The organism is Dietzia sp. NPDC055343 (genome assembly GCF_053645265.1).
Genome location: NZ_JBSHMJ010000003.1, coordinates 1 through 20,167 on the forward strand (window position 1 = coordinate 1; position 20,167 = coordinate 20,167).

Below are 20,167 nucleotides of genomic sequence, written 5' to 3' on the forward strand. Positions count from 1 at the left end.
CAACATCCGCCCCCGCGCCCTCCACGGCTTCCTCAGCCCCCATGTCAAGATGAACGAACTCATCAACGGTGTTGCGCTGACTCCCTGAGACCGCCCTGGCGAAACGTGTGCCGAACGCTCTTGAGGAGGAAAGGGGGCCGGTCAGCCGGAGTTGCGTAGCGCCGTGGCCAGGCCGTTCATGGTCAGTTGGATGCCGGTGCGGACCTTCGGGTCCTCGTCTCCGGACCGGTAGCGGCGCAGCAGCTCGACCTGCAGGACGTTGAGCGGCTCGAGGTACGGGAAGCGGTTGCGGACGGACCGGGCGAGCGCCGGGTTGTCGTCGAGGAGCGTCTCGTGGCCGGTCACCGACAGCAGCATCTCGCGCGCCAGGTCGAACTCCTCCGAGATGACGCGATGGATGCGCCGGCCCACCTCGGCATCGGGAACCAGCGAGGCGTAGCGGCCCGCGAGATCCATGTCGGCCTTGGCCATCACCTGCGCCATGTTGGACAGCGTGGTGCGCAGGAACGGCCAGTCGGCGTACAGCCGCCGCAGCGTGGTGAGCCGCTGCTCTGGCGAAGAGCTGGCAGAGGATCCGGCAGCGGCGCCGACCGCGCTACCCGCCGAGCCCTCGCCGTCGACCCATTGACGCAACGCCGTGCCCACCCCGAACCAACCGGGCAGCATCACCCGCGACTGCGACCACGACAGCACCCACGGAATCGCCCGCAGGTCCTCGACCCCGGCGGTCTGCTTCCGGGACGTGGGCCGGGACCCGATGTTGAGCTCCCCGATCTCGCTGACCGGCGTCGAGGTGGTGAAGTACTCGATGAACCCGGGATCGGAGTGAACCAGCGACGCGTACGCCTCGCGCCCGAGCCGCGCGAGCTCACCCATCACCTCGTAGGCCTCGCCGGCATCCTCGCCCAGTCCCTCGACGTCCAGCAGCGAGGCCTCGAGCGTGGCCGCGACCAGCGCTTCCAGGTTCCGGCGCGCCCGCTGCGGCTCGGAGTACTTGGCCGAGATGACCTCGCCCTGCTCGGTGATCCGCAGCGCCCCCTGCACCGCGCCGGGCGGCTGGGCGAGGATCGCGTCGTAGGAGTTGCCACCGCCCCGGCCCACCGCGCCGCCGCGGCCGTGGAAGTAGCGCAGGTGTACGCCGGCGCGGGCCGCGCTCTCGGCGAGATCGCGTTCGGCCTCATACAGCGCCCAGTTGGCGGCCAGGTAGCCGCCGTCCTTGTTGGAGTCCGAGTAGCCGAGCATCACCTCGAGCACGTCGCCCTGCCCGCGCACGAGGGCCCGGAACTGCGGGATCGCCAGCGCGGCGTCGAGGATGCCGGGCCCGGCCGCCAGGTCGTCGATGGTCTCGAGCAGCGGGATGAGCCGCACGCCCGACCGCGGCTCGGCCGGATCGCCGGAGAACAGTCCCACTTCGCGCAGCAGGATCGCGGGCTCGAGCAGGTCGGACACGGACCCGCACATCGACACGATGTAGTGCGGCACCACCTCGGGCCCGAGCAGGTCCACGGCCGCGGCCGCCGCCCGCATGACGCCCAGCTCGCGCGCCGCCGTCTCGGACAGCTCCGCGCGCGGGCCGAGCAGCGGCCGGTCGTGCGACAGCTCGGCCAGCAGCAGCTTCACGCGCGCGTCCTCGTCGAGCGCCGCATAGTCCTCGCTCACGCCTGCCAGTGCGAACAGCTCGCCGAGCAGTTCCTCGTGGGACTCCGAGTTCTGCCGCATGTCCAGCGCCTGGAGGTGGAACCCGAACGTGCGCACCGCCCACCGCAGGTCACGCAGGCGCGGCGTCCGCAGCAGGTCGCCGCCGACGTCACCGAGCGCGACGTCGATCACGTCGAGGTCCGCCAGCATCTGCGCGGGGGAGGTGTACGGGGCCGGGGTGGAGGCCTCGTCGTCGTCGCCACCGGCCGCACCCACCGCCCCGCGCGATGATCCCGACGACGACAACGCCCTCTCCCGCTCAGCGAGCCGGCGCCGGACCACCCGCACGGCGCGGCGGAACGGGACGTCCTCGCGCGCCGCGGCACCCCGCTCGTCGGTCTCCGCGAGGGAGTCCGCGAGGTCTCGCAGCTCGGCGGGCACCTCCACCAGGCGCTGCGAGAGGGACAGTTCCTGCTCGAGCAGTCGCAGCTGGTCGGCGTAGTGCCGGTGCAGCAGCGCGGCGGCCTGGCCGGTGGCGAACCGCACCACGTCCCCGGTGACGTACGGGTTGCCGTCGCGATCCCCGCCGATCCACGAGCCGGGGCGCACCATGGGTCGGTCGCCGCAGCCCAGCCGTTCGGCGATCTCCGCGTTGAGTGGCGGGATCACGTCCATGAGCGTGGCCTCGTGGTACTGCAGTCCGCCCAGGACCTCGTCCTCGATGCGGGGCCGTTCGCTGCGGATGATGGCCGTCTGCCACAGGGTGAGCACCTGGCGGCGGATGTCGAGTTCGATCGCCTCGATCTCCGCCTCCGACACCCGGTCAGCGGGGCCGGTGCGCAGGGCGTCGCGGCGGCGCATGAGGTCGAGCATCCGCCGGGTGACCTGGAAGACCGTCCGGCGGCGCGTCTCGGTGGGGTGGGCGGTGAGCACGGGCGCGACGCGGGCGGTGGCGCGGACGGCGGCCAGCCGCTCGGGATCGGGTTTGACGTCCGCCAGGCGGGCCCAGGTCGCGTCGAGATCGCCGTCCGGCGGGGGCTCGCCGGCGGCGGTGTGGATCCGGCGGCGGCGCTCCTGGTGCAGGTCCTCGGCGACGTTGGCCAGGAGCGCGAACAGAGAGAACGCGCGGATCACCGGGATCACCCGATCGGTGGGCACGTCGGTGAACAGGGCGGCCACCTCGTCGCGGTCGGCCTGCGAGCGGCGGACGGCGAACGCGGTGCGACGGGCGGTCTCCACCAGGTCGAAGACCTCGCGGCCCTCCTGTTCGCGAACGGTGTCGCCCAGCAGTGCGCCGAGGAACCGCACGTCGTCCCGCAACGGGGCGACGGCCCCCTCGAGCGGGTCGGGCCCGTCGGTCGTGACGGCCGGGGGCAGAACGGACTCGGACTGGGTGGGCTCGCTGTGGTCGGGCGCGGAGTGGTCGGCCATGGCGCCAGGGTAGGCGCGGGGTGTGACATCCGCGTGAATCCCCGGGACATCCCTGATGCGGGCCCGCCGCCAGGCGAGGACACTGGAGGCATGACGCAGCAGCCCGGATTCCAGCAGTACGGCGAGCCCACCCCCGGTGGCCCCTACGGCCACCAGCCTGCCCAGCCCGTCCCGGTCGACTCCGAACACCGCACCGCCGCGGCCCTCGCGCACGCCTCCAGCCTCATCGCCATGGTGATCTCGGCCGGGTGGCTGTCCTTCGTCGGCCCGCTCGTGATGTGGCTGATCTACAAGGACCGCAGCCCGTTCGTCCGCCAGGCCGCCGCGGGCTCGTTCAACTTCAACCTCGGCCTGTGGCTGATGAGCATCGTCGGCTGGATCTTCATCATCACGGTCATCGGCATCCCGATCGGTCTGATCCTGCTCGCGGTGTCCTTCCTCGGCCAGATCATCGGCCACGTGATCGGCACCCTCCGTGCGACCAAGGGCGAGACGATGAACTACCCGTTCCAGCTCAAGGTTCTGCGCTGAGCCGCGCGTGCTGAGCCGCTTCTGACTCCGGCCTCAGCCCAGCGCCACGTGCCGGATCGGCCCGTGCAGTGAGGTGACCAGCAGGTCGCCCGGCCCGAAGTCGCCGAACCCGTCGGCCACCAGCACGCTCGTCGCCCGCGGGATCCCGCCGACCAGCACGCACGCCTCGCCGCTGGCCCGGTCGATCCGGTACACCTCGCCGGAGGACCACGAGGTCACGAACAGCGCCTCGGCGGTGATGTCGAGATCGTCGAGCCCCCGCGGCGTGGTGGGCGGCGCGGTCAGCTCGGTGGTGGTCCACTCGCCCGGCCGGTCCAGTGGGACGGCGTGCACCACGGTCCGGTCGGTGGACTGCGTGACGTACGCGGTGTCGCCCTCGATCGCGATGCCGTTGGACACCCCGAGCGTGGCGGCCCGCGACCAGTCGTGCTCCACCTCGCCGTCCGGACCGACCCTGGTCAGCCCGGTGTCCTCGAGGCTCGTGAGGTAGCGGTTGCCGTCTGAATCCACGGCCAGCCCGTTCTTCCGGTTCTCCAGCCGGGCCTCGATGCGCGCCTCCGGCCGCTCCGCCGCGGGGTCGAAGGTGACGAGGTCGGAGCGGTCGGCGAGGTAGCCGGTGCCGGCCGCGACGTGCATGCGCCCGTCGGGACCCGGGGCGATTCCCCCGGGCGCGCGCACGGGGACGCTGGCGACCACCTCGCCGTCGTCGTCGTACGCGTCGACGCGGTCCAGGAACGTCTTCGACACCCACAGGCGCCCCTCGCCGTCGAACGCCATGTTCTCGGTCCAGCCCAGCACCGGCGGCGGGGTGGTGCCGAACGTCATCACGCGCGGCGTGGGGCCCTCGCACGCGCCGATCGGGGCCCCGGCGGAGTCCGAGGACGCCCCCAGGCCGAACGCCGCGTCCGACCCGGCGTCGAGCGCGTCGACCGAGCCCGCGTGGGAGCCCGACGGCAACGCCTCCACCGACCCCGACGCGGGCGCACCGACGGCACCCAGCGAGGTGGCCGCGCCGACCACCGCCGAGCCGAGCGGGTCGGCGGACGCGGCGCCGGTCAGAGCGACGGTGGGGACGACGACGGCGACACCGAGGGCCGCGATCACCGGGCGGAGAGGCTGCATGGTCCTATCTTCACACCCCGCTCACTCACACGCCGGCGGGTCGGCGGCCGTGGGTCTCGTACTGGGCGAGCAGCGCGGCGCGGTCGGCGTCGGTCAGCAGGCGGTACTCGCCGGAAGGATCCCGCAGGTAGACCTCACCCGGCTCGGTCCAGGATTCGCGACGCAGGCTCGGCTTGGAGATCTTGCGGGTGGCGGTGACCGGCATCGCCTCGAGGATCCGCACGAAACGGGGCGCCCACTTGGTACCCATGTCGGGCTGGGCGCGGCAGAACTCGCCGAAGGCGGCCGGGTCGAAGCGGGCCCCGGGTTCGAGCTGGATAGCGGCCATCACCTGGTCGCCCGTGCGGGGGTCGGGCACGGGGTACACGGCCACCACGAGCACGCCGGGGAAGCGATCGAGGATCCGCTCGATCGGGCCGGCGGAGAAGTTCTCGCTGTCCACGCGGATTTTGTCGCCGGAGCGGCCCGCGAAGTAGAAGAAGCCGTCCGGGTCCTTGTAGCCCAGGTCGCCGGAGTGGAAGACGTCGCCGATATTGCGCTCGGCGGTGGCCTCCGGGTTGCGGTAGTAGCCCTCGAACAGCGCGGCACCGCTGAGGTTGCAGATCTCGCCGATCGCCTCGGCCGCGTTGGCGAGCCCGCCGTCGGCGTCGAAGCGCGCCGGCGGGCACTCGCGACCGCGCGGGTCGAGGATCGCGACGTCCATGTGCGCCCCCGCGACCCCGAGCGCGGCGGGCGGGGTGTCGGGGGTCCGGGAGATCACCACGCCGCCCTCGCTGCTGCCGTAGGACTCGCCGGGCGTCACGCCGAACCGGCGCGCGAACTCGGCGCGGTCGTGCACGGAGGCCTCGGTGCCGAACACGATCCGCAGCGCCGTGTGCGCCTCCTCCGGCCGCTCGGGCTGGGCCAGTACGTACGACAGGGAGCGGCCGACGTAGTTGACGTAGGTGGCGCCGAAGCGCAGGACGTCGGGCAGGAAACCCGAGGCCGAGAACGTGCGGCGCATCGTGAACGTGCAGCCGACGTAGGCCGACGGCGCGAACGCGGCCATGAGGGCGTTGCCGTGGAACAGCGGCATCGCGTTGTAGGTGACGTCGCTGCGGACCAGCCCCCGGAAGTTGACCGTGCCGAGCATGGCCAGCCGTCCGGTCGAGCACATCACGGCCTTGGGCGCACCCGTCGAGCCCGAGGTGAACAGCAGGGCCAGCAGCGTGTGCGGGTCGCGCGCGGCCTCGTCCAGCCGCGGCTCGGCCCCGGCATGCGCGGCGAGCAGCTCCCGCCACCGCGCGGACTCCACTCCCACACTCCCGGCGCCACCGGTGTCCAGGCCGGCGAGCAGCGCGGCGCCGTCGTCGTCGGTGATTATCACGTCGCAGTCGACGCCGCGGATGTCCGAGGCGAGTTCCGCGCCGCGGCGCGTGGGGTTGATGCCGATGATCGTCACGCCCGCCATCGCGGCGCCGCACACCAGGAACAGGTACTCGGGCACGTTCTCCAGCAGGACGCCGACATGCAGCCGGCGGTAACGCTCGGGCCGGTCGGCGTAGGAGCCGGCGTACTCCCGCGACAGGTCACGCAGGATCTCCGCGCGTACGGCGGCCTCGGCCACGAACTCGCGCCACGACCATGACGAGTCCTCGAAGCGCAGGCCCGGGTGGTCGTCGGTCGCGCGCTCGAGCAGGATGTCGCCGAACGTCGCGTGCGGCATGGCGTGCCCGGGGTTGAAGCGTCCGGGAGTGATAGCGGCGGGGCCCATGGATCGCGAGAGTAGGCCATGGCGGGGCCGCGTGGCGGCGGATCACCCCGCATTCCTGACACCTGTCAGGGCGCCTCGGCCGCCCCGCCCCCGACCGGGGCGATACTCCACACTCGTCAGGCAGCCGCGAACCATCGGGCGCGGCAATGCGGTAAGAAAGACCTCATGGCGCTCGATCGTCGGCGTCCGGATCGCCTAAGGAGCGCAGGATAGTGGCTGGACAGGACCGGAACGGCAGCGCGGGTACGAAGATCGACCGGGGGAACGACGACGACACGGTGGTCCGCAGCCGGATCGAGGGCGCCGACGGAGCGGTCACGCTGTCCGGCATCCACAACTTCCGGGACGTGGCCGGGCCCGGCTACCCGGTCACCCCCGCAGGGGCCATGGCGCGCGGGATCGTCTTCCGGTCCGCCGCGATCTCAGCCATGGGCGGCGACGTCGACGTTCTCGAAACCCTCGGCGTGACCACCATCGTCGATCTGCGCACCGAGATGGAGGTGTCCCAGCAGCCGGACGTCCCGGTTCCGGGTGCGACGAATGTGCAGGTCGACATCCTCCAGGGCAAGTCCAGCGCGGCCACCCTCATGAACTCGGGGATCGTGAGCGTCGACGAGGCGCGCGCCGAGATGGCCCAGACCTACGAGCAGTTCATCCTCGGCGACGCCGAGCGCACCGCGTTCGGCCGGGCGATCACCGCCGTGGCCGGGTCGACGGGGGCGTCGATCGTCCACTGCACCGCCGGAAAGGACCGCACGGGCTGGACCTCCGCGATCCTGCAGCTGCTCGCCGGGGTGTCGCACGAGGACGTGGTGGCCGACTACATGATCTCGCAGAAGAACACCGCGGATCTCACCGAGGCGATCATGCAGTACGTGCGGGTCAAGATGCCCCACCAGGCCGACGCGATCCAGGAGCTGATGGGCGTCGAGGAGGCCAACATGCGGCGCTCGCTCGCGGCGCTCGAGAAGGAGTTCGGTGACATCCGCCGGTACCTCGTCGAGGGTGCCGGGATGGACGGCGACGCGGTGGACGCCCTGGGGACGCGCCTCAGGTCATGATGGTCAGGCCGCCGATCGCGCCGCCGAACGCCACCGCCTGAAGCGCCACGGCGATCACGCGGCCCAGCTCGGTGCCCGCGCGGGCGTGGACCCAGGGCCCGGCCATGGTCACTGCGAAGATCATGACGACGGCCGCCACGGCCGCCAACGTCCCGGCCAGCCGCGACGCCACCAGGTAGACGGCTCCGAGCCCCGCCAGGCCACCGAGTGTGGCGGCGCCCAGTGTGTGCAGTGGGGCCGGCAGGAGCGCCGCGTCCGTGCCCGCCGCGCTGCTGTGCGCGGCGGACGGCGCCGGCGCGGGATGCTCCGGGTCGGCGTGCTCGGTGTGCTCGGTGTCAGGCTGCGGGCCCTCCCACGCCTGCAGTGCCAGACGGTTACTCATACTTTTGACCCTACGTAGTTCTGTCGCGACGAACCTTCCACAATCCTGAAGATTGCAACCGGTGGGCGTCGCCGCAGGTCAGCACGGCGATGTGGTCAGGAGATTTCGGTCACAGCCCCCGTGGTCGAGGCGGAGAACGGACGGCTGATCCGGGCCGAGTACGCGTAGGATTCCGGGCGTCCGGTGCCGGTCGGGCCGGATGTGTGAGAGAACGGGGCCGTGAATGGGTGCGATCAGTGCAGATGGGGGATGGTTCGGACCCGGGGATGATCTCGAACGCGCGTATGACGAGGCCGAGGCGATTCTGTTGGCCGCCGAAGACCTCGACGCGGTCATGGAGGTCATCCGGGAGGCGGAATCCCCGGTCGAGGCACGGCGCGCGCTCAAGCTCGGATTCGGCTTCACCGGCCGCCAGGCGGCGCTGCTGCTGACCCTGCCGGTCATGTCCTTCACACGCTCCGAGCGCAGACGTCTCGACGACGGTCGTCGCGCACGGATGGACCTCCTGGCCGACGTGACGGGCGCGCTGCCCGCGATCCCGGCCGCCGGGTCTGATCCCGCTCCGGCGCCTGAACCCACGACACCCGCGGCGTCCTACACCGACTCCCATTCCGAAGACCCTCACTCCGCCCGCTATGCCGCCGACCCGCAGTGGGACGCCGCGCCCGCTTCCGACTGGAGCACGGACTTCGGCGCGGCCTTCGACGGCGTCCTGGCCGGCATCAGCTCCGCGATGGAGAAGCCCGAGATCGAGGCGCCGCCGCTTCTCTCGGTCCCGCCGGAGCCCGCGCCCCGGGCCGTGGCGGGCACCCCGGGACCGCCGGTCGTTCCGGCGCGAGCCGCAGCCCCAGCCGCGGGCTCGGCTGCGGACTCGGCTGCGGACTCGGCCGCGGGCTCGGCCCGCCCGGCCCGGCGCTCGATGTCGGCGCGCGAGGACGCGTCCGCCGTGTTGAACGAACAGATCGGCGAGCTGTGCGACGCGATCGCCATGATGGTCGGCGTGCGGCCACCGACCGGGGCGTGGTCCGATGACCCGCGCTCCTCGTCCGATGAGTCGGGGGCGCTGCTCGACAGCTGCGGGGTGGACGACCAGGCGGGCATACGTACCCTGCTGTGGCATCTACGTCGGACTGGTCTGGACTCCCTGGAAGGGCTGTTCCCGTTCGCCGAGCCGCTCTCGGCCGGCCAGGGTTTCGATGCGCAGTCCGTCCGGTTCGAGAGCGCGATGTCCGAGGGCGGGCTCGGGTCCCGGCCGGGCTCCGATGTTCGATGGGCTTCTCGTCTGTGGCCGATCGCCGAGCGCCGTGGCTTCGGTTACGCGGTCGTCTACGGTGACGGCTCCGACGCCGGCTCGGTCTGGGCGTACGGCGGCGACGAGCCGCTGCACCGCCTGTGGGACTCGGTGGTCGACCTGCTCGTGGAGCTGTACCAGTCGTTGACGACCGGCTCGTCCTGCGACGCGGCTGTCGGGGCTGTCGTCGACGGCCGCGTGGTGTGGACCAACCTCAGCTGAGTTCGCGCGTCACCACCGACGCCCGCGGGCCCCGGCAGAACACGAGCTCGATCCGCGACACAGTCCTGCCGGTGGCCGTGGCGAGCAATTGCGCATACGCGCACAGCTGGAGCAGGTACTCGTCGACGGTTGTCGGTGAGACGGCGACATCAGTCTTGTAGTCGACGACGGACAGCGTGCCGTCCGGCTCGTCCACGACGAGGTCCACCACACCGTCCACCGCGACCGTCGCCCCGTCGGTCGTGGTCAGGGGGCCGGCGACCGGCAGCTCGGCCCAGTGCCGCATTGTCGCGGCCCGGCGAACGGGCTCCGAGGTCAGCGCGGTTCGGGCCACCGCCACCATCTCGGCGACAGCCTCCGGCGTGCGGGCGCTGCGCAGACCCCCACTCAGCCCCAGGGCCTGAAGCTGCCCCTCGGCCCAGCCCTGCCACTCGCTCAGAGCGGCGGCGGTGTCGGCTTCCGGGTTGTGCAGCGCGGCCAGGTCCGAGTGCTCGGCCAGATAGTGCACAGCCGTCCCCACGTCGGGCCCGGCGGCGATCGGAGAACTGCGGGGCTTTGCCGGGAGTTCCTCCGCCCGCGCGGGAGCCGGGGCGAACCGCTCACGCAGGGCGGTCGCGAGCTGCTCGGGGAGGGAGGGCGTCCCCTCCGCATCGCCGGACTCCCGCTCCGCGCCGTCGAGCACGCCCAGTGTGCCGGGTTCTGCGGGGTCCGCGGGGTGGACGATACGTGTCGCTGACCAGCCTGCGCGTTCGGCCGACCGGGCGGTGATCTCACGACTGCGCTCGGCCCACTCGAGCGCGTCGGGGATGTCGACGGCCGGCACCGGTGCGCTCTGCAGCATGCCCTTCCCGTACTCCACCAGCGCAGGCGCATCGGATTCCTCGACCACCGACCCGAACAGCGATCCCCACAGTGAGAGAGGCTTGGGCTTGGCGGCCTTGGACAGTGCGTACCCGTGCCCGGACACGGCCAGGCGGCTCTCGGCCCGGGTCGTGGCCACGTAGAGAAGCCGGATCCGCTCGGCCCGCGAATGCTCCCTCTCGCGGTCGGCGGCAGCGGCGAACGCCGGGTCGCGCACGGTCGTCGAGAACCGTGCCACGGGTCGCGGCGGCTCGTCCTCGGTCCAGAGCAGTCGCGCCCGGTCGTCGGGCCATTTTCGGCTCATTCCGGCGAGGACGACCATCGGATACTCCAGTCCCTTGGACGCGTGGATGGTGGTGATGCGCACCGCATCCACGCCGATCTCGGGGATCGCCGCCTCGGGCACCCGGGCGTCCTCGGCGGTGAGCGACAGTGCCCAATCGGCGTACTCTCGCAGGTCAGCGCGGGCGGGATCAGCGGCCGATTCCTCCCACTGCCAGGCGTGCTCGATGACGAAGCGGATGCGCCGCCACAGGTCCCGACGCCGCGGTGACTCGGCAACGGATTCGAACACCATGCGGTCGTTGACGAGCCTTTCCAGCAATTCGCCTGGCCGCCGGGTCTCGAGCGAGAGCCCGGAAAGGTAGCGCATCGCCTCGGCCACGGGTGAGTCGTCGAGTTCGTCGGGTACGCGGGCGTACGGCGACCACGTGCCGCCTGCCGCATGCCAGCGCAGCAGATCGTCGTCGCCGCAGCCGAACAGCGGGGACCGCAGCGCTCCCACGAGCGAGGCCTCGTCGGCGGTGTTGGCCATGGCCCGCACCGCCAGCAACAGCTCGCGGATCTCGGGAGTCCCGTAGACGATCGACGACGCCTCGGTCCGGTAGTCGATCCCGGCGTGGTCAAGGCAGGTCTCCAGCATCGGCAGAGATCCGCGCGATGGCAGGAGGATGGCGATGTCGCCGAGCCGCAAGGGGGTCTGCTCCCCGTCCTTCGACTCGTGGGTCCAGCCCTCTCGGATCGCGGTGGCGATCACTCGTGCCACATCGGCCGCCTCGGTCCAGTGGCGCCGCTGACCGTCGTTGGCGTCGTCCGGGCAGTGCTCGGGAGCGTCCTCGGTCCGGAAGACGAACGGAGCCGGCCCGTGCTTCGGATCGTGCGCGGGCCGCGTTGGCGCCGGGGCGAGTGCGCGGTACTCGGGTTGGATCCCCTCGATCGGGAGCAGTACCTCGCCGAACACCGTGTTCACCCACTCCAACACCGCCCGCGAGCACCGGAAGTTCGTGCTCAGCTGCTCGACCTCGACGGAGGGATCGGACTCGTCGCGGCCCCCGCGGGCGCGGAGGTAGGTGGAGATGTCGGCACGCCGGAACCGGTAGATCGACTGCTTGGGATCTCCGACCGTGAACAACCGGCCGGGTTCGGAACCTGGCCCGTCTGCGGCGGCGGTGAGCAACTCCGCCAGGTCCAGCTGGATCGGGTCGGTGTCCTGGAACTCGTCGATGAGGATCCGTCTGTACTGGTCTCGGACCCGCTCGCGGACGGCGCGGTCGTGAAGCAGCTCGCGGGCCAGCACCAACTGATCGTGGAATTGCAGGGTGCCGTGGCGACGCCGCTCGTCGGCGTGCCTGCGCACTACCGGGATGAGAGCATCCAGGGTCAGCTGGATGCGGGGGCGCCAGTGCGTGCCCATGACTTTCTCGCAGATCCCCGGCAGCTGTTTGATCTCATCCTTGATGCCCTTGACCACGTCGGTGCCTCCCCAGTTGGGGCCCTTTCCACCGTTTCCGGGCCCGACGGGCTTACCCAGCAGTTCGACCCATGTGGGCGCGGACGTGGCATCGGCAAGAGCCGCGTCGAGGTCCTCCAGCCAGGTCTGGTGCTTGCCGAGGGTCTGGTACAGGAGGTCGGTCTCGTCCTGGCAGGAGTCGCGCCAGCCCACGATCGACCCGACGGCCGCGACGACCTCGCCGAGGTCGGGATTCGGCGGCAGCTGCGCGCCGTCGTGGAGAGGCCCGGCCGGCAGCCGGTCCCAGTCGCGGTGCAGTGCCTCGACGACCTCGCGGAACGAGGTGGGGCCCACCCCGGCGTCGAGCATGTCGTCGACGGCCCGCGCGAGGTCGCCGTCCCGGGTCGCGGTCGGACCGCTGCCGAACAGGAGGGTGGCGCACTCCTGCCAGAGGGCGTCGACGGCGGCGGACTCGGCGGTGTCCTGCTGGGCGGTGACCCGTGGCGGAATCCCGGCCTCGAGGGGGTTCTCGGACAGCAGCCGCAGTGCGAACGAGTGCAGCGTTCCGATCGCGGCCGTGTCCAGCCCCGCGAGCGCCGCGTCGGCTCGGCGGTCGCCCTTGTCCCGCTCGTCGACCAGGTGCACGCGGAGCCGGTCGCGGAGCTCAGCGGCGGCCTTCTCGGTGAACGTGATGGCAGCGATCTGGTCGATGGGCACTTCGTCGTCCAGTAACAGCGCGCTGAGCCGCCGGACCAGCGCGTACGTCTTTCCCGTGCCGGCTCCCGCCTCGACGAACAGGGTGGCGGAGGTGTCGGACTCGACCCGGTCGCGGGCGGTCTGATCGGTGAGATCGGTCATGGGCGCGACTCCGATTCGTTCTGGATCTGGTCGGCGCTCAGGAGGCCGGCGAACGCGGGATGGGTGGTCATCGGTTCTGCGGTGGAGAGCACGGCCCAGGCGTCGTCGAGGTCGGTGCCCCCGAGGATGTTCGCCAGATCGCGGGACGAGCCCCGGCCGCCCTTGAGCGGGAACCATCCGCGCTGGAGGGCGTCCACCAGGTGACCGACGTCCGCGCGAACACGGTCCAGTAGCTGGTCGGTGATCGCCAGGCTGATCTGGGTGAACTCCCCCTTCTCGGTGCAGTACCAGTACCGTGCCTCGCTCACCGGCAGGTCGCGGGCAGCAGCCGCCGCTTCGGCGTAGAGCGGCAGCTGGAACCTGGTGCCCGACCTGGTGGGGTCCTCCGTTGTCGGCTGATCGTCGTCCTCGGGCTTCCTGCCGGTCTTGTAGTCGGTCACGCGCTGGGCTCCGGACCGGTTGTCGATGCGGTCGATCGAGCCGGCGAGCAGCAGCGACGTGGTGCCGGTGGAGGTGGTCACCTCGTAGGGGATCTCGAGTACCTCGCCGGCGTCATCCGCCCGGCCGAAGCCGAGCTCGGTCGCGGTGGGGCGCCAGCCCTGGTCGGCATCGGCCGTGTCCTCGTCGAACCACCGGTCGAGCTCGGCCCGGAGCAGCAACTCGCGGCGCCGCCACAGCGAGGCGACGAGCCCGGGGGACGACGCCACAACGGCATCGCACTCCGTCTTGAGCGCGGACATCAGCAGGTCCCGGTCCGGTCCGGAACCGATCTCGATCCGGTCGTCGACGTAGCGCTGGAGGATCGTGTGGACGAGGTCGCCGTAGTCGCGTAGATCCATCTCGATCGCATCGGCGGGATCGTCGAGTGTTCGGACCCGAAGGATGGTGCTGAGGAAGAACAGGTACGGGCTCTGGGCCCAGTCCTCGAGACGGGTCGGAGAGAGCGGGCGATCCAGCACCGTGAGCAGATCCGCGGCAGTGGAGACGTCCCCGGTGAACCGGGTGAAGCGGCCCAGCCGGCGATCGGCGCGCAACTGATGCGCGCGCACGAGCAGGTCGGGTGAGTCGGCCCCGACCCGCCAGGCGGAACCGGCGAGTGTCCGGATGCGCAGTTCGGCGGAGGTCGCGGGGTCCGAACCGAGGACGGGCAGCGGGTTGAGGATGCCGTCGACGAAGGACGGCACGGCGGTGACGGTCGGACATTCCGCGACCGCCTCCTGCCAGCGGGTCGCGTGGACCTTGGCGCCCGCGAGCCGGGACAGTGTGGGCAGCAGCCACCGGGAGGGGATGCGGTCCCCGCCGCCCCGCATCGACCCCCGGGGGAAGGAACACAACCGATGCGTGGCGCCGGCGACGAGGGCCAGTTGCAGGACCCGGTACCGCTCGTCGAGTTGCTCGGAGGCGGACGGCTCGACCGCGCCCTCGGGAAGCAGCGGATCGGGTCGGCCCAGCACCGGCAGCAGGCCTTCGGCCATGCCGACCACGCACACCGTGTCCAGATCCCGTCCCACGGCGTCGTCGATCGGTCCCAACGCGACCCCTGCGCCTTCGTCACCGATGCGATCGGTGATCGGGTCAAGACGCGAGGAGATGGCGCCCACGACACGATCGCGGGTGATGGCGGGCGCGATCGTGTCCAGGTCGGCCAGCGAGGCGACGACCGCCAGCACTGCCGCACGGTCCGGGCTCTGCCGGAAGACCGCCGTCACGAGGCGATCCGCCGCCTCGGCGGTCTCCGCCCAGGACGCCGCGGTATCGATGGCTGCCAGGCCGGAGCGGATTCGCGTGATCAGGTTCAGCACGGCGGCGGCCGCCTCCCGGTCACGTTCGCTCAGCTCTGACGGTTCGACGCGCAGCGACTCGGCCAGGCGGTCCCAGTCGGCGCCTCCGATCACGGGGAAGCGCGTGCGTGTCAGTAGCTCCAACCGGCGGGAGGACACCTGCTTCCCGCTCTCATCGGTGGCGACCACGGCCCCCTCGGCCACGATCGACAGCAGCTCCGCCCGCCCCATCAGGTCGTGATCCATCTGCAGCAACCGGATCAGCGACCGGCCGGCAGCCGAACGGCCTACCCCGGAGTCGCTCGGCCCGTGAACGGCGATGCCGGCCTCGGCGAAAGCTCGGTGCAACAGGCGCTGGTAGGGATCCGGCGAGGGGTAGTACACGCCGATGCGGTGGCCCGGGATGCCGGAGGCGAGTCGCGACCGGACGAAGCGGACCACCGCCCGGATCTCATCGTCCGAATCCGAGGCGTGAAGCACGTGGGTGCCGGTCACCGCGCTCTCGGTGTCCGGCTCCGCAGCGGAGGCCAGGTGGTCCGACCCGGTGCCCGGTACCGCCTCCACCCCGCGGGCCTTGAGCGCCGCCCGCAGCCGTCGCTCGACCTCGGTCCCGCGCAGCGGCGCCGCCACGATCACGCTCCCGAGGAGCTCCAGCCGCTCAAGGGCCGTGGTGACCGCTTCGAACTGCGTGTAATACGCGGTGCCGCTCCGCACGAGGGCCTCCCGCGAGAGACGGAGTACTTCTTCGTGCAGCGGTGTCTCCGGCGCGACCGACCCGGGCTCGACTGTGCCCAGCCGGAGGCAGGCCCGGGCCACGGCCTGCCCGGTGACCGGCTCCGTGGCCACCGCCTGCAACCGGCCCGGGTCGGAGTCCAGCGCCTTGTCCACCGCGGCGGCCAGCAATGGCAACGGCAGGGCGGCCCGTGGCGCCAGAGCGGGAGCCGCCAGCTCGGCGACGACCTGCGCCGCGGTCCGCACCGCCACGTTGGCCGCGCCGCCCGACAGGGCCAGTGCCCGGACGAGGTCCCGAGCCGCCCCGAACGACGGCACGATCACGGTGATGCGGGAGAGAGGATCGCGCGCTCGGACACGACGAACCGCGTCCGCGACTGCGGTGGAATGGGCCTGGAATCCGGTCACAAGGCCATGGTGCCCCACGGGTACGACATCGCCGGTGGGGACGGATGGCAGCGACGCCGGTCAATCGTGGAGAGGGCCTGCTACCGTCCGATCACATTGATGGGCGCGGCCGGGGGAGAGATCGATGACATACGACGGGCACGGTGGCGGGGCAGGCTGGGGTGGCTATCAGCCCGAACAGAAGCGCGGGATCTCCGGCCCGATGACGGCACTCATCGCCCTGCTGACAGTCCTGGTGTTGGCACTGCTCGGTGTGGTCGCCTATCTCTTCCTGCGTCCTGGCGGACCCTCCGGAGACGGGCAGGCTCGAGGTGTGGTGGCCTCGTCGTCGTCGACCACCGCGGCGCAGCCTTCGCAGTCCCCGGTCACCGAGACCGCCTTCACCACCCCGCCGCAGCGCGAGACGGTCACGGTGACCCGCGAGGCGCCCGCGCCGCGCCCGAACCCGTCGGCGGGGTACCCGTCCGGCGCGGACTACTCAGGGTGGCTGGGCAACCGCCAGGCCCGGTGCAACGCCGGCGACCCCGCGACAATGATCGGAAGGACCACGCAGGCGTCGTTCTCGATCTGCATCAACCCCGACAACGGTCGTTACTACTACCGCGGGTCGGCCGGCGGCTCCGGGGTCGAGGTGGACGATCCGGTCGTGGCCGGCGGCACCGCGACGGTCGCCAACAACGGCGTCGTGTACTCGATCAGTCCCGCGGGCATGGTGATCTACGAGGACGGCGCCGTGATCTCCAGCCAGTCCATGGTCTCCTTCTGGGCCGACTGACCTGCGCAGATCAGCCCGTGGGTGCGAGCGTGGCCACGTCGTCCACCGCCCGGCGCAGTTCGCGCGACGCCGCGCAGTCCCCGAGGCGTTGGCAGACGGTGTCGGCGATCGCCCCGTAGAACCACAACTTCTCGTCCGGCCCGGCGTTGAACAATCCCCACATCTCGTCGCCGAGGCGACCGTGCGCCGCGACCATCGATCGCAGGTTGTGGATCTTGTCGGCGGCCGAGATGAGCAGGCATTCCGGGGAGTCGTCGGCCAACTGCGCGAGGTAGCCCTCCTTGCGCACCCGCCACGGCGGCGTCTGCTGACCAGCCGTCTTCTCCTCCGATACTCCGCGCACCATCTCGGTGACGCGCTCGCCGAACTCGGCGGTCATGTCGGCCGCCGAGTACACCGACGGCGGAACGTCCTCCAGCACGTCGTGGAGCAGCGCGGCCACCACCACGTCCTCGTCGGTGGTGAAGTCGGAGACGATCATCGCCACCGCGACGGGGTGGGCGATGTAGGGCGTCGGGTCGTCCTTGCGGGTCTGGCCGGCATGGCATCGGGCGGCCACGGCGAGCGCGCGGTCGACGGTGGGGGTCCAGGTGAGTGGCATGAGGAACTCCTCGGGGGAGAGATCCCGGCGCCGGGCGACGCCGCCGGGTGGTGGCTGCGGGACCGCGGGAACCGGGGTCCCGGCCACACCCTCAGTAGACACCATGGGTCCGACACGGCGGCGGGCGCCAGTAAGGAAGATCGGAAGACGCCCGGCACGGCGGGCCGCTAGTGTCGGTGCGGTCCGGCGTCCCCGTTCCCGGACGGTCGGGAGCCGTGTGAGTACCTCGATTGTGTGGTTCCGCCGCGATCTGCGGTTGGCGGACCATCCAGCCCTCCTCGCCGCTCTCGAATCGACGGATGAGGTCCTTCCGGTGTTCGTCCGTGATCCGGTACTGCTGGCCGGCGGAGGGGCGCGGGTGGAACGACTCGAGGCGTCCCTGGCGGCCCTGTCGAAGAGCATGGACGGCAAACTGGTGGTGCGCACCGGAAATCCGGCGGAGGTGATCGCCGACCTGGCCCAGGAGGCCGACTGTCGGCAGGTGCACATCTCGCGTGAGCCGTCACCCTACGGTCGGCGCCGCGACGACCGTGTCCGCGTCGCGCTCGAACGCCATGAGCGCGAGTTGGTGGAGACAGGCTCGCCGTACGCTGTCGGACCCGGTCGTATCCTCAACCGCTCGGGTGAGCCGTACAAGGTGTTCACCCCGTTCTCGCGCGCCTGGCACGACCACGGCTGGCCCGGGCCGGGTCGCCTGCCAGTGGACGTCAGGTGGGCCACGGCACCGGGCGAGGAGCTAATCGGTCGTTCCTCCGGAGTCGGTGAGGCCGCCGCGCTCGACCGTTGGCGCACGTTTCTCGCCGAGGACCTGGGCGGATATGAGGAGGGGCGGGATCGTCCTGATCTCGACACGACCAGTCGGCTGTCGGTACATCTCAAGTACGGCGAGATCCATCCACGGACGATGCTGGCCGAACTGGCCACCCACCGGTCCGCTTCCGGTGACGGGGCGCACCGGTTCGTCACCGAGTTGGCGTGGCGGGAGTTCTACGCCGATGTCCTCTGGCATCGACCCGATTCGGCGTGGCGTGACCTCCGCGACGAGCTGTCCGCGATGCCGTATGACGACGGACCGGAGGTGGCTGGTCTGGTGGAGGCATGGAGAGAGGGGCGCACCGGGTACCCGTTCGTGGACGCGGGGATGCGGCAACTTCGTTCCGAGGGGTGGATGCACAATCGCGTCCGCATGGTCACGGCGAGTTTCTTGGTCAAGGACCTCCACGTGTGGTGGCCGGTGGGCGCACGTCACTTCCTGTCCCTGTTGCTCGATGGCGACATCGCCTCCAATAACCACGGGTGGCAGTGGGTCGCCGGGACAGGGAGCGACGCGTCCCCGTTCTTCCGGGTATTCAACCCGGTTACCCAGGGGCGACGGTTCGATCCGCAGGGTGATTACGTGCGGCGGTGGGTTCCCGAACTCGCCCACCTGCAGGGAAGCGATGCCCATGAACCGTGGAAGAACTCCGCAGGGTACGACCACGGGTACCCGGAGCGGATCGTCGATCACGCGGAGGAGCGCCGCGAGGCACTGCGCCGCTATGAACTCGCACGGGACGTGTGACGTCCGCATATGTGTGTAGACGGCATCGTTTCGTCGTTGTCGCCGCAGTGGAGGTCGGCGCCTCCCGGAACCATTCGCGGTAGTCGCCCCGTCGTAGAGGCTGACGCACTGTGATGACGACGACGAGGTGAGCCCAAGTTGGCGCTCCGGCGGGAACGCTGTTCGGACCGGCCGTCTGTATGCGGACTGGCCTCAACCTCTCGGCGCGGTGGTCAAAAAGTCTTGGCGTCGATCACGAAGCGGTAGCGCACGTCCGAGCGGACCACGCGGTCGTAGGCCTCGTTGATCTTGTCGGCCGCGATCAACTCGATCTCGGCGGTGATCCCGTGCTCGCCGCAGAAGTCGAGCATCTCCTGGGTCTCGGGGATGCCGCCGATCATGGACCCCGTGAGGATCTTGCGCCCTCCGGTCACCGACCCCGCGCGCAGCGACATCGGCTCGCTCGGGATCCCGATCTCCACCATCGCTCCGCGGGGCTTGAGCGTGCGCATGAACTGGTCGAGCGGCAGCTGAGCGGACACCGTGTTGAGGATGACGTCGAAGGTGCCGATCAGGTTGCGCAGGTTCTGCTTGCCCTCGTCGCCGGCGGTCGCGTAGTGCTCGACGGCGCCGAAGCGCAGCGAATCGTCCCGCTTGGAGGTTGTCTGCGACAGGACGGTGACCTCGGCGCCCATCGCCACGGCGATCTGCACGCCCACGTGCCCGAGGCCGCCCATCCCGACCACCGCGACCTTCGAACCCGGGCCGACGTTCCACTGTCGTAGCGGCGAGTACATGGTGATGCCCGCGCACAGGAGCGGCGTGGCGGCGGCCGGATCGAGACCGTCGGGGACGGAGACGACCATGCGCTCCTCTACCACGATGTGCGTCGAGTACCCGCCCTGCGTGGAGGCGCCTTCCACTGAGTCCTCGGGCAGCGGGGAGCCGTAGGTCATGACGGCCCCGCGCTCGCATTCCTGCTCCTGGCCGGCTTCGCACGAGGAGCACTCGTGGCAGGCACCCACCATGCAGCCGACGCCCACGCGGTCGCCGACCGAGTGCCGGGTGACCTCCGAGCCGACCTCGCGGACGATGCCGACGATCTCGTGACCGGGCGTCGTCGGGTACATGGTTCGCCCCCACTCGCCGCGCGCGTGGTGGATGTCCGAGTGGCAGATGCCGGAGTACTCGATCTCGATGAGCACGTCGTCCGGGCCGGTGTCCCGCCTGTGGATCGTGGTCTTCTCCAGAGGCTTGTCCGGTGCGATCGCGGTGACGGCGGCGACGTCCATGTGAATCTCCCGTAGCTCGAGGCAGGTGCTCTCGCCCACAGTAGTTACTGACGTGACACACCTGCAGCCGCCCCGGTCGGGGCCGGTGGGCGCGGGTCAGCCTCCGGGGGCACCTGAGTCGCCAAGGGTAGGTGAGCCAGAGATTGCTGACACCCGTCA

At 71.0% G+C, this 20,167-nt stretch carries 13 protein-coding genes; 5 read left to right on the forward strand and 8 right to left on the reverse strand.

Annotation, left to right across the window (positions count from 1 at the left end):
- Positions 1–141: 141 nt before the first annotated feature.
- On the reverse strand, positions 142–3,069 hold the full coding sequence (ppc, locus tag ACWIE7_RS02025; RefSeq protein WP_454068473.1) for a phosphoenolpyruvate carboxylase: 2,928 nt from the start codon (positions 3,067–3,069) through the stop codon (positions 142–144).
- 90 nt (positions 3,070–3,159) lie between these two features.
- On the opposite strand from ppc, the gene ACWIE7_RS02030 reads away from it, so the two are divergent.
- Positions 3,160–3,600 (forward strand): DUF4870 domain-containing protein, encoded by a 441-nt coding sequence (locus tag ACWIE7_RS02030; RefSeq protein WP_454068474.1) that lies wholly within the window; start codon positions 3,160–3,162, stop codon positions 3,598–3,600.
- A 33-nt stretch (positions 3,601–3,633) separates the two neighbouring features.
- On the opposite strand, the gene ACWIE7_RS02035 is transcribed toward ACWIE7_RS02030, so the two are convergent.
- Entirely contained in the window at positions 3,634–4,722 is a 1,089-nt protein-coding gene (locus tag ACWIE7_RS02035; RefSeq protein WP_454068475.1) for an SMP-30/gluconolactonase/LRE family protein, read from the reverse strand.
- 25 nt (positions 4,723–4,747) lie between these two features.
- On the reverse strand, positions 4,748–6,475 hold the full coding sequence (locus ACWIE7_RS02040; protein ID WP_454068476.1) for an AMP-binding protein: 1,728 nt from the start codon (positions 6,473–6,475) through the stop codon (positions 4,748–4,750).
- A gap of 212 nt (positions 6,476–6,687) precedes the next feature.
- Here ACWIE7_RS02040 and ACWIE7_RS02045 point away from each other — a divergent pair, with 212 nt between their 5' ends.
- Positions 6,688–7,536 carry a tyrosine-protein phosphatase gene (locus ACWIE7_RS02045; protein WP_452100938.1) on the forward strand — a complete coding sequence of 283 codons (849 nt, stop codon included), beginning with the start codon at positions 6,688–6,690 and terminating at the stop codon, positions 7,534–7,536.
- Here ACWIE7_RS02045 and ACWIE7_RS02050 read toward each other — a convergent pair.
- Entirely contained in the window at positions 7,526–7,918 is a 393-nt protein-coding gene (locus tag ACWIE7_RS02050; protein WP_454068477.1) for a hypothetical protein, read from the reverse strand. The genes ACWIE7_RS02045 and ACWIE7_RS02050 overlap by 11 nt on opposite strands.
- Before the next feature lie 223 nt (positions 7,919–8,141).
- Here ACWIE7_RS02050 and ACWIE7_RS02055 point away from each other — a divergent pair, with 223 nt between their 5' ends.
- Positions 8,142–9,431, forward strand: a complete 1,290-nt coding sequence (locus ACWIE7_RS02055) for a DNA gyrase subunit A (RefSeq protein ID WP_452100936.1) — start codon at positions 8,142–8,144, stop codon at positions 9,429–9,431.
- Here the strand turns inward: ACWIE7_RS02055 and ACWIE7_RS02060 are convergent.
- On the reverse strand, positions 9,424–12,879 hold the full coding sequence (locus ACWIE7_RS02060; RefSeq protein WP_454068478.1) for a UvrD-helicase domain-containing protein: 3,456 nt from the start codon (positions 12,877–12,879) through the stop codon (positions 9,424–9,426). The two genes, ACWIE7_RS02055 and ACWIE7_RS02060, sit on opposite strands and share 8 nt — an antisense overlap.
- On the reverse strand, positions 12,876–15,800 hold the full coding sequence (locus ACWIE7_RS02065; RefSeq protein WP_454068479.1) for a PD-(D/E)XK nuclease family protein: 2,925 nt from the start codon (positions 15,798–15,800) through the stop codon (positions 12,876–12,878). The genes ACWIE7_RS02060 and ACWIE7_RS02065 overlap by 4 nt, the downstream gene beginning before the upstream one ends.
- A 124-nt stretch (positions 15,801–15,924) precedes the next feature.
- On the opposite strand from ACWIE7_RS02065, the gene ACWIE7_RS02070 reads away from it, so the two are divergent.
- Entirely contained in the window at positions 15,925–16,575 is a 651-nt protein-coding gene (locus ACWIE7_RS02070; RefSeq protein WP_454057411.1) for a hypothetical protein, read from the forward strand.
- A 10-nt stretch (positions 16,576–16,585) separates the two neighbouring features.
- On the opposite strand, the gene ACWIE7_RS02075 is transcribed toward ACWIE7_RS02070, so the two are convergent.
- Positions 16,586–17,263: an HD domain-containing protein gene (locus tag ACWIE7_RS02075; RefSeq protein ID WP_454068480.1), complete on the reverse strand. Its 678-nt coding sequence runs from the start codon at positions 17,261–17,263 to the stop codon at positions 16,586–16,588.
- Between the two features lie 130 nt (positions 17,264–17,393).
- Between ACWIE7_RS02075 and ACWIE7_RS02080 the strand changes: the two genes are divergently transcribed.
- Entirely contained in the window at positions 17,394–18,737 is a 1,344-nt protein-coding gene (locus tag ACWIE7_RS02080; protein ID WP_454068481.1) for a cryptochrome/photolyase family protein, read from the forward strand.
- A gap of 212 nt (positions 18,738–18,949) precedes the next feature.
- Here the strand turns inward: ACWIE7_RS02080 and ACWIE7_RS02085 are convergent, their stop codons facing one another.
- The gene (locus ACWIE7_RS02085) at positions 18,950–20,008 is read right to left on the reverse strand and encodes an NAD(P)-dependent alcohol dehydrogenase (RefSeq protein WP_452100930.1); all 1,059 of its coding nucleotides are present in this window, start codon (positions 20,006–20,008) and stop codon (positions 18,950–18,952) included.
- Positions 20,009–20,167 lie beyond the last annotated feature (159 nt).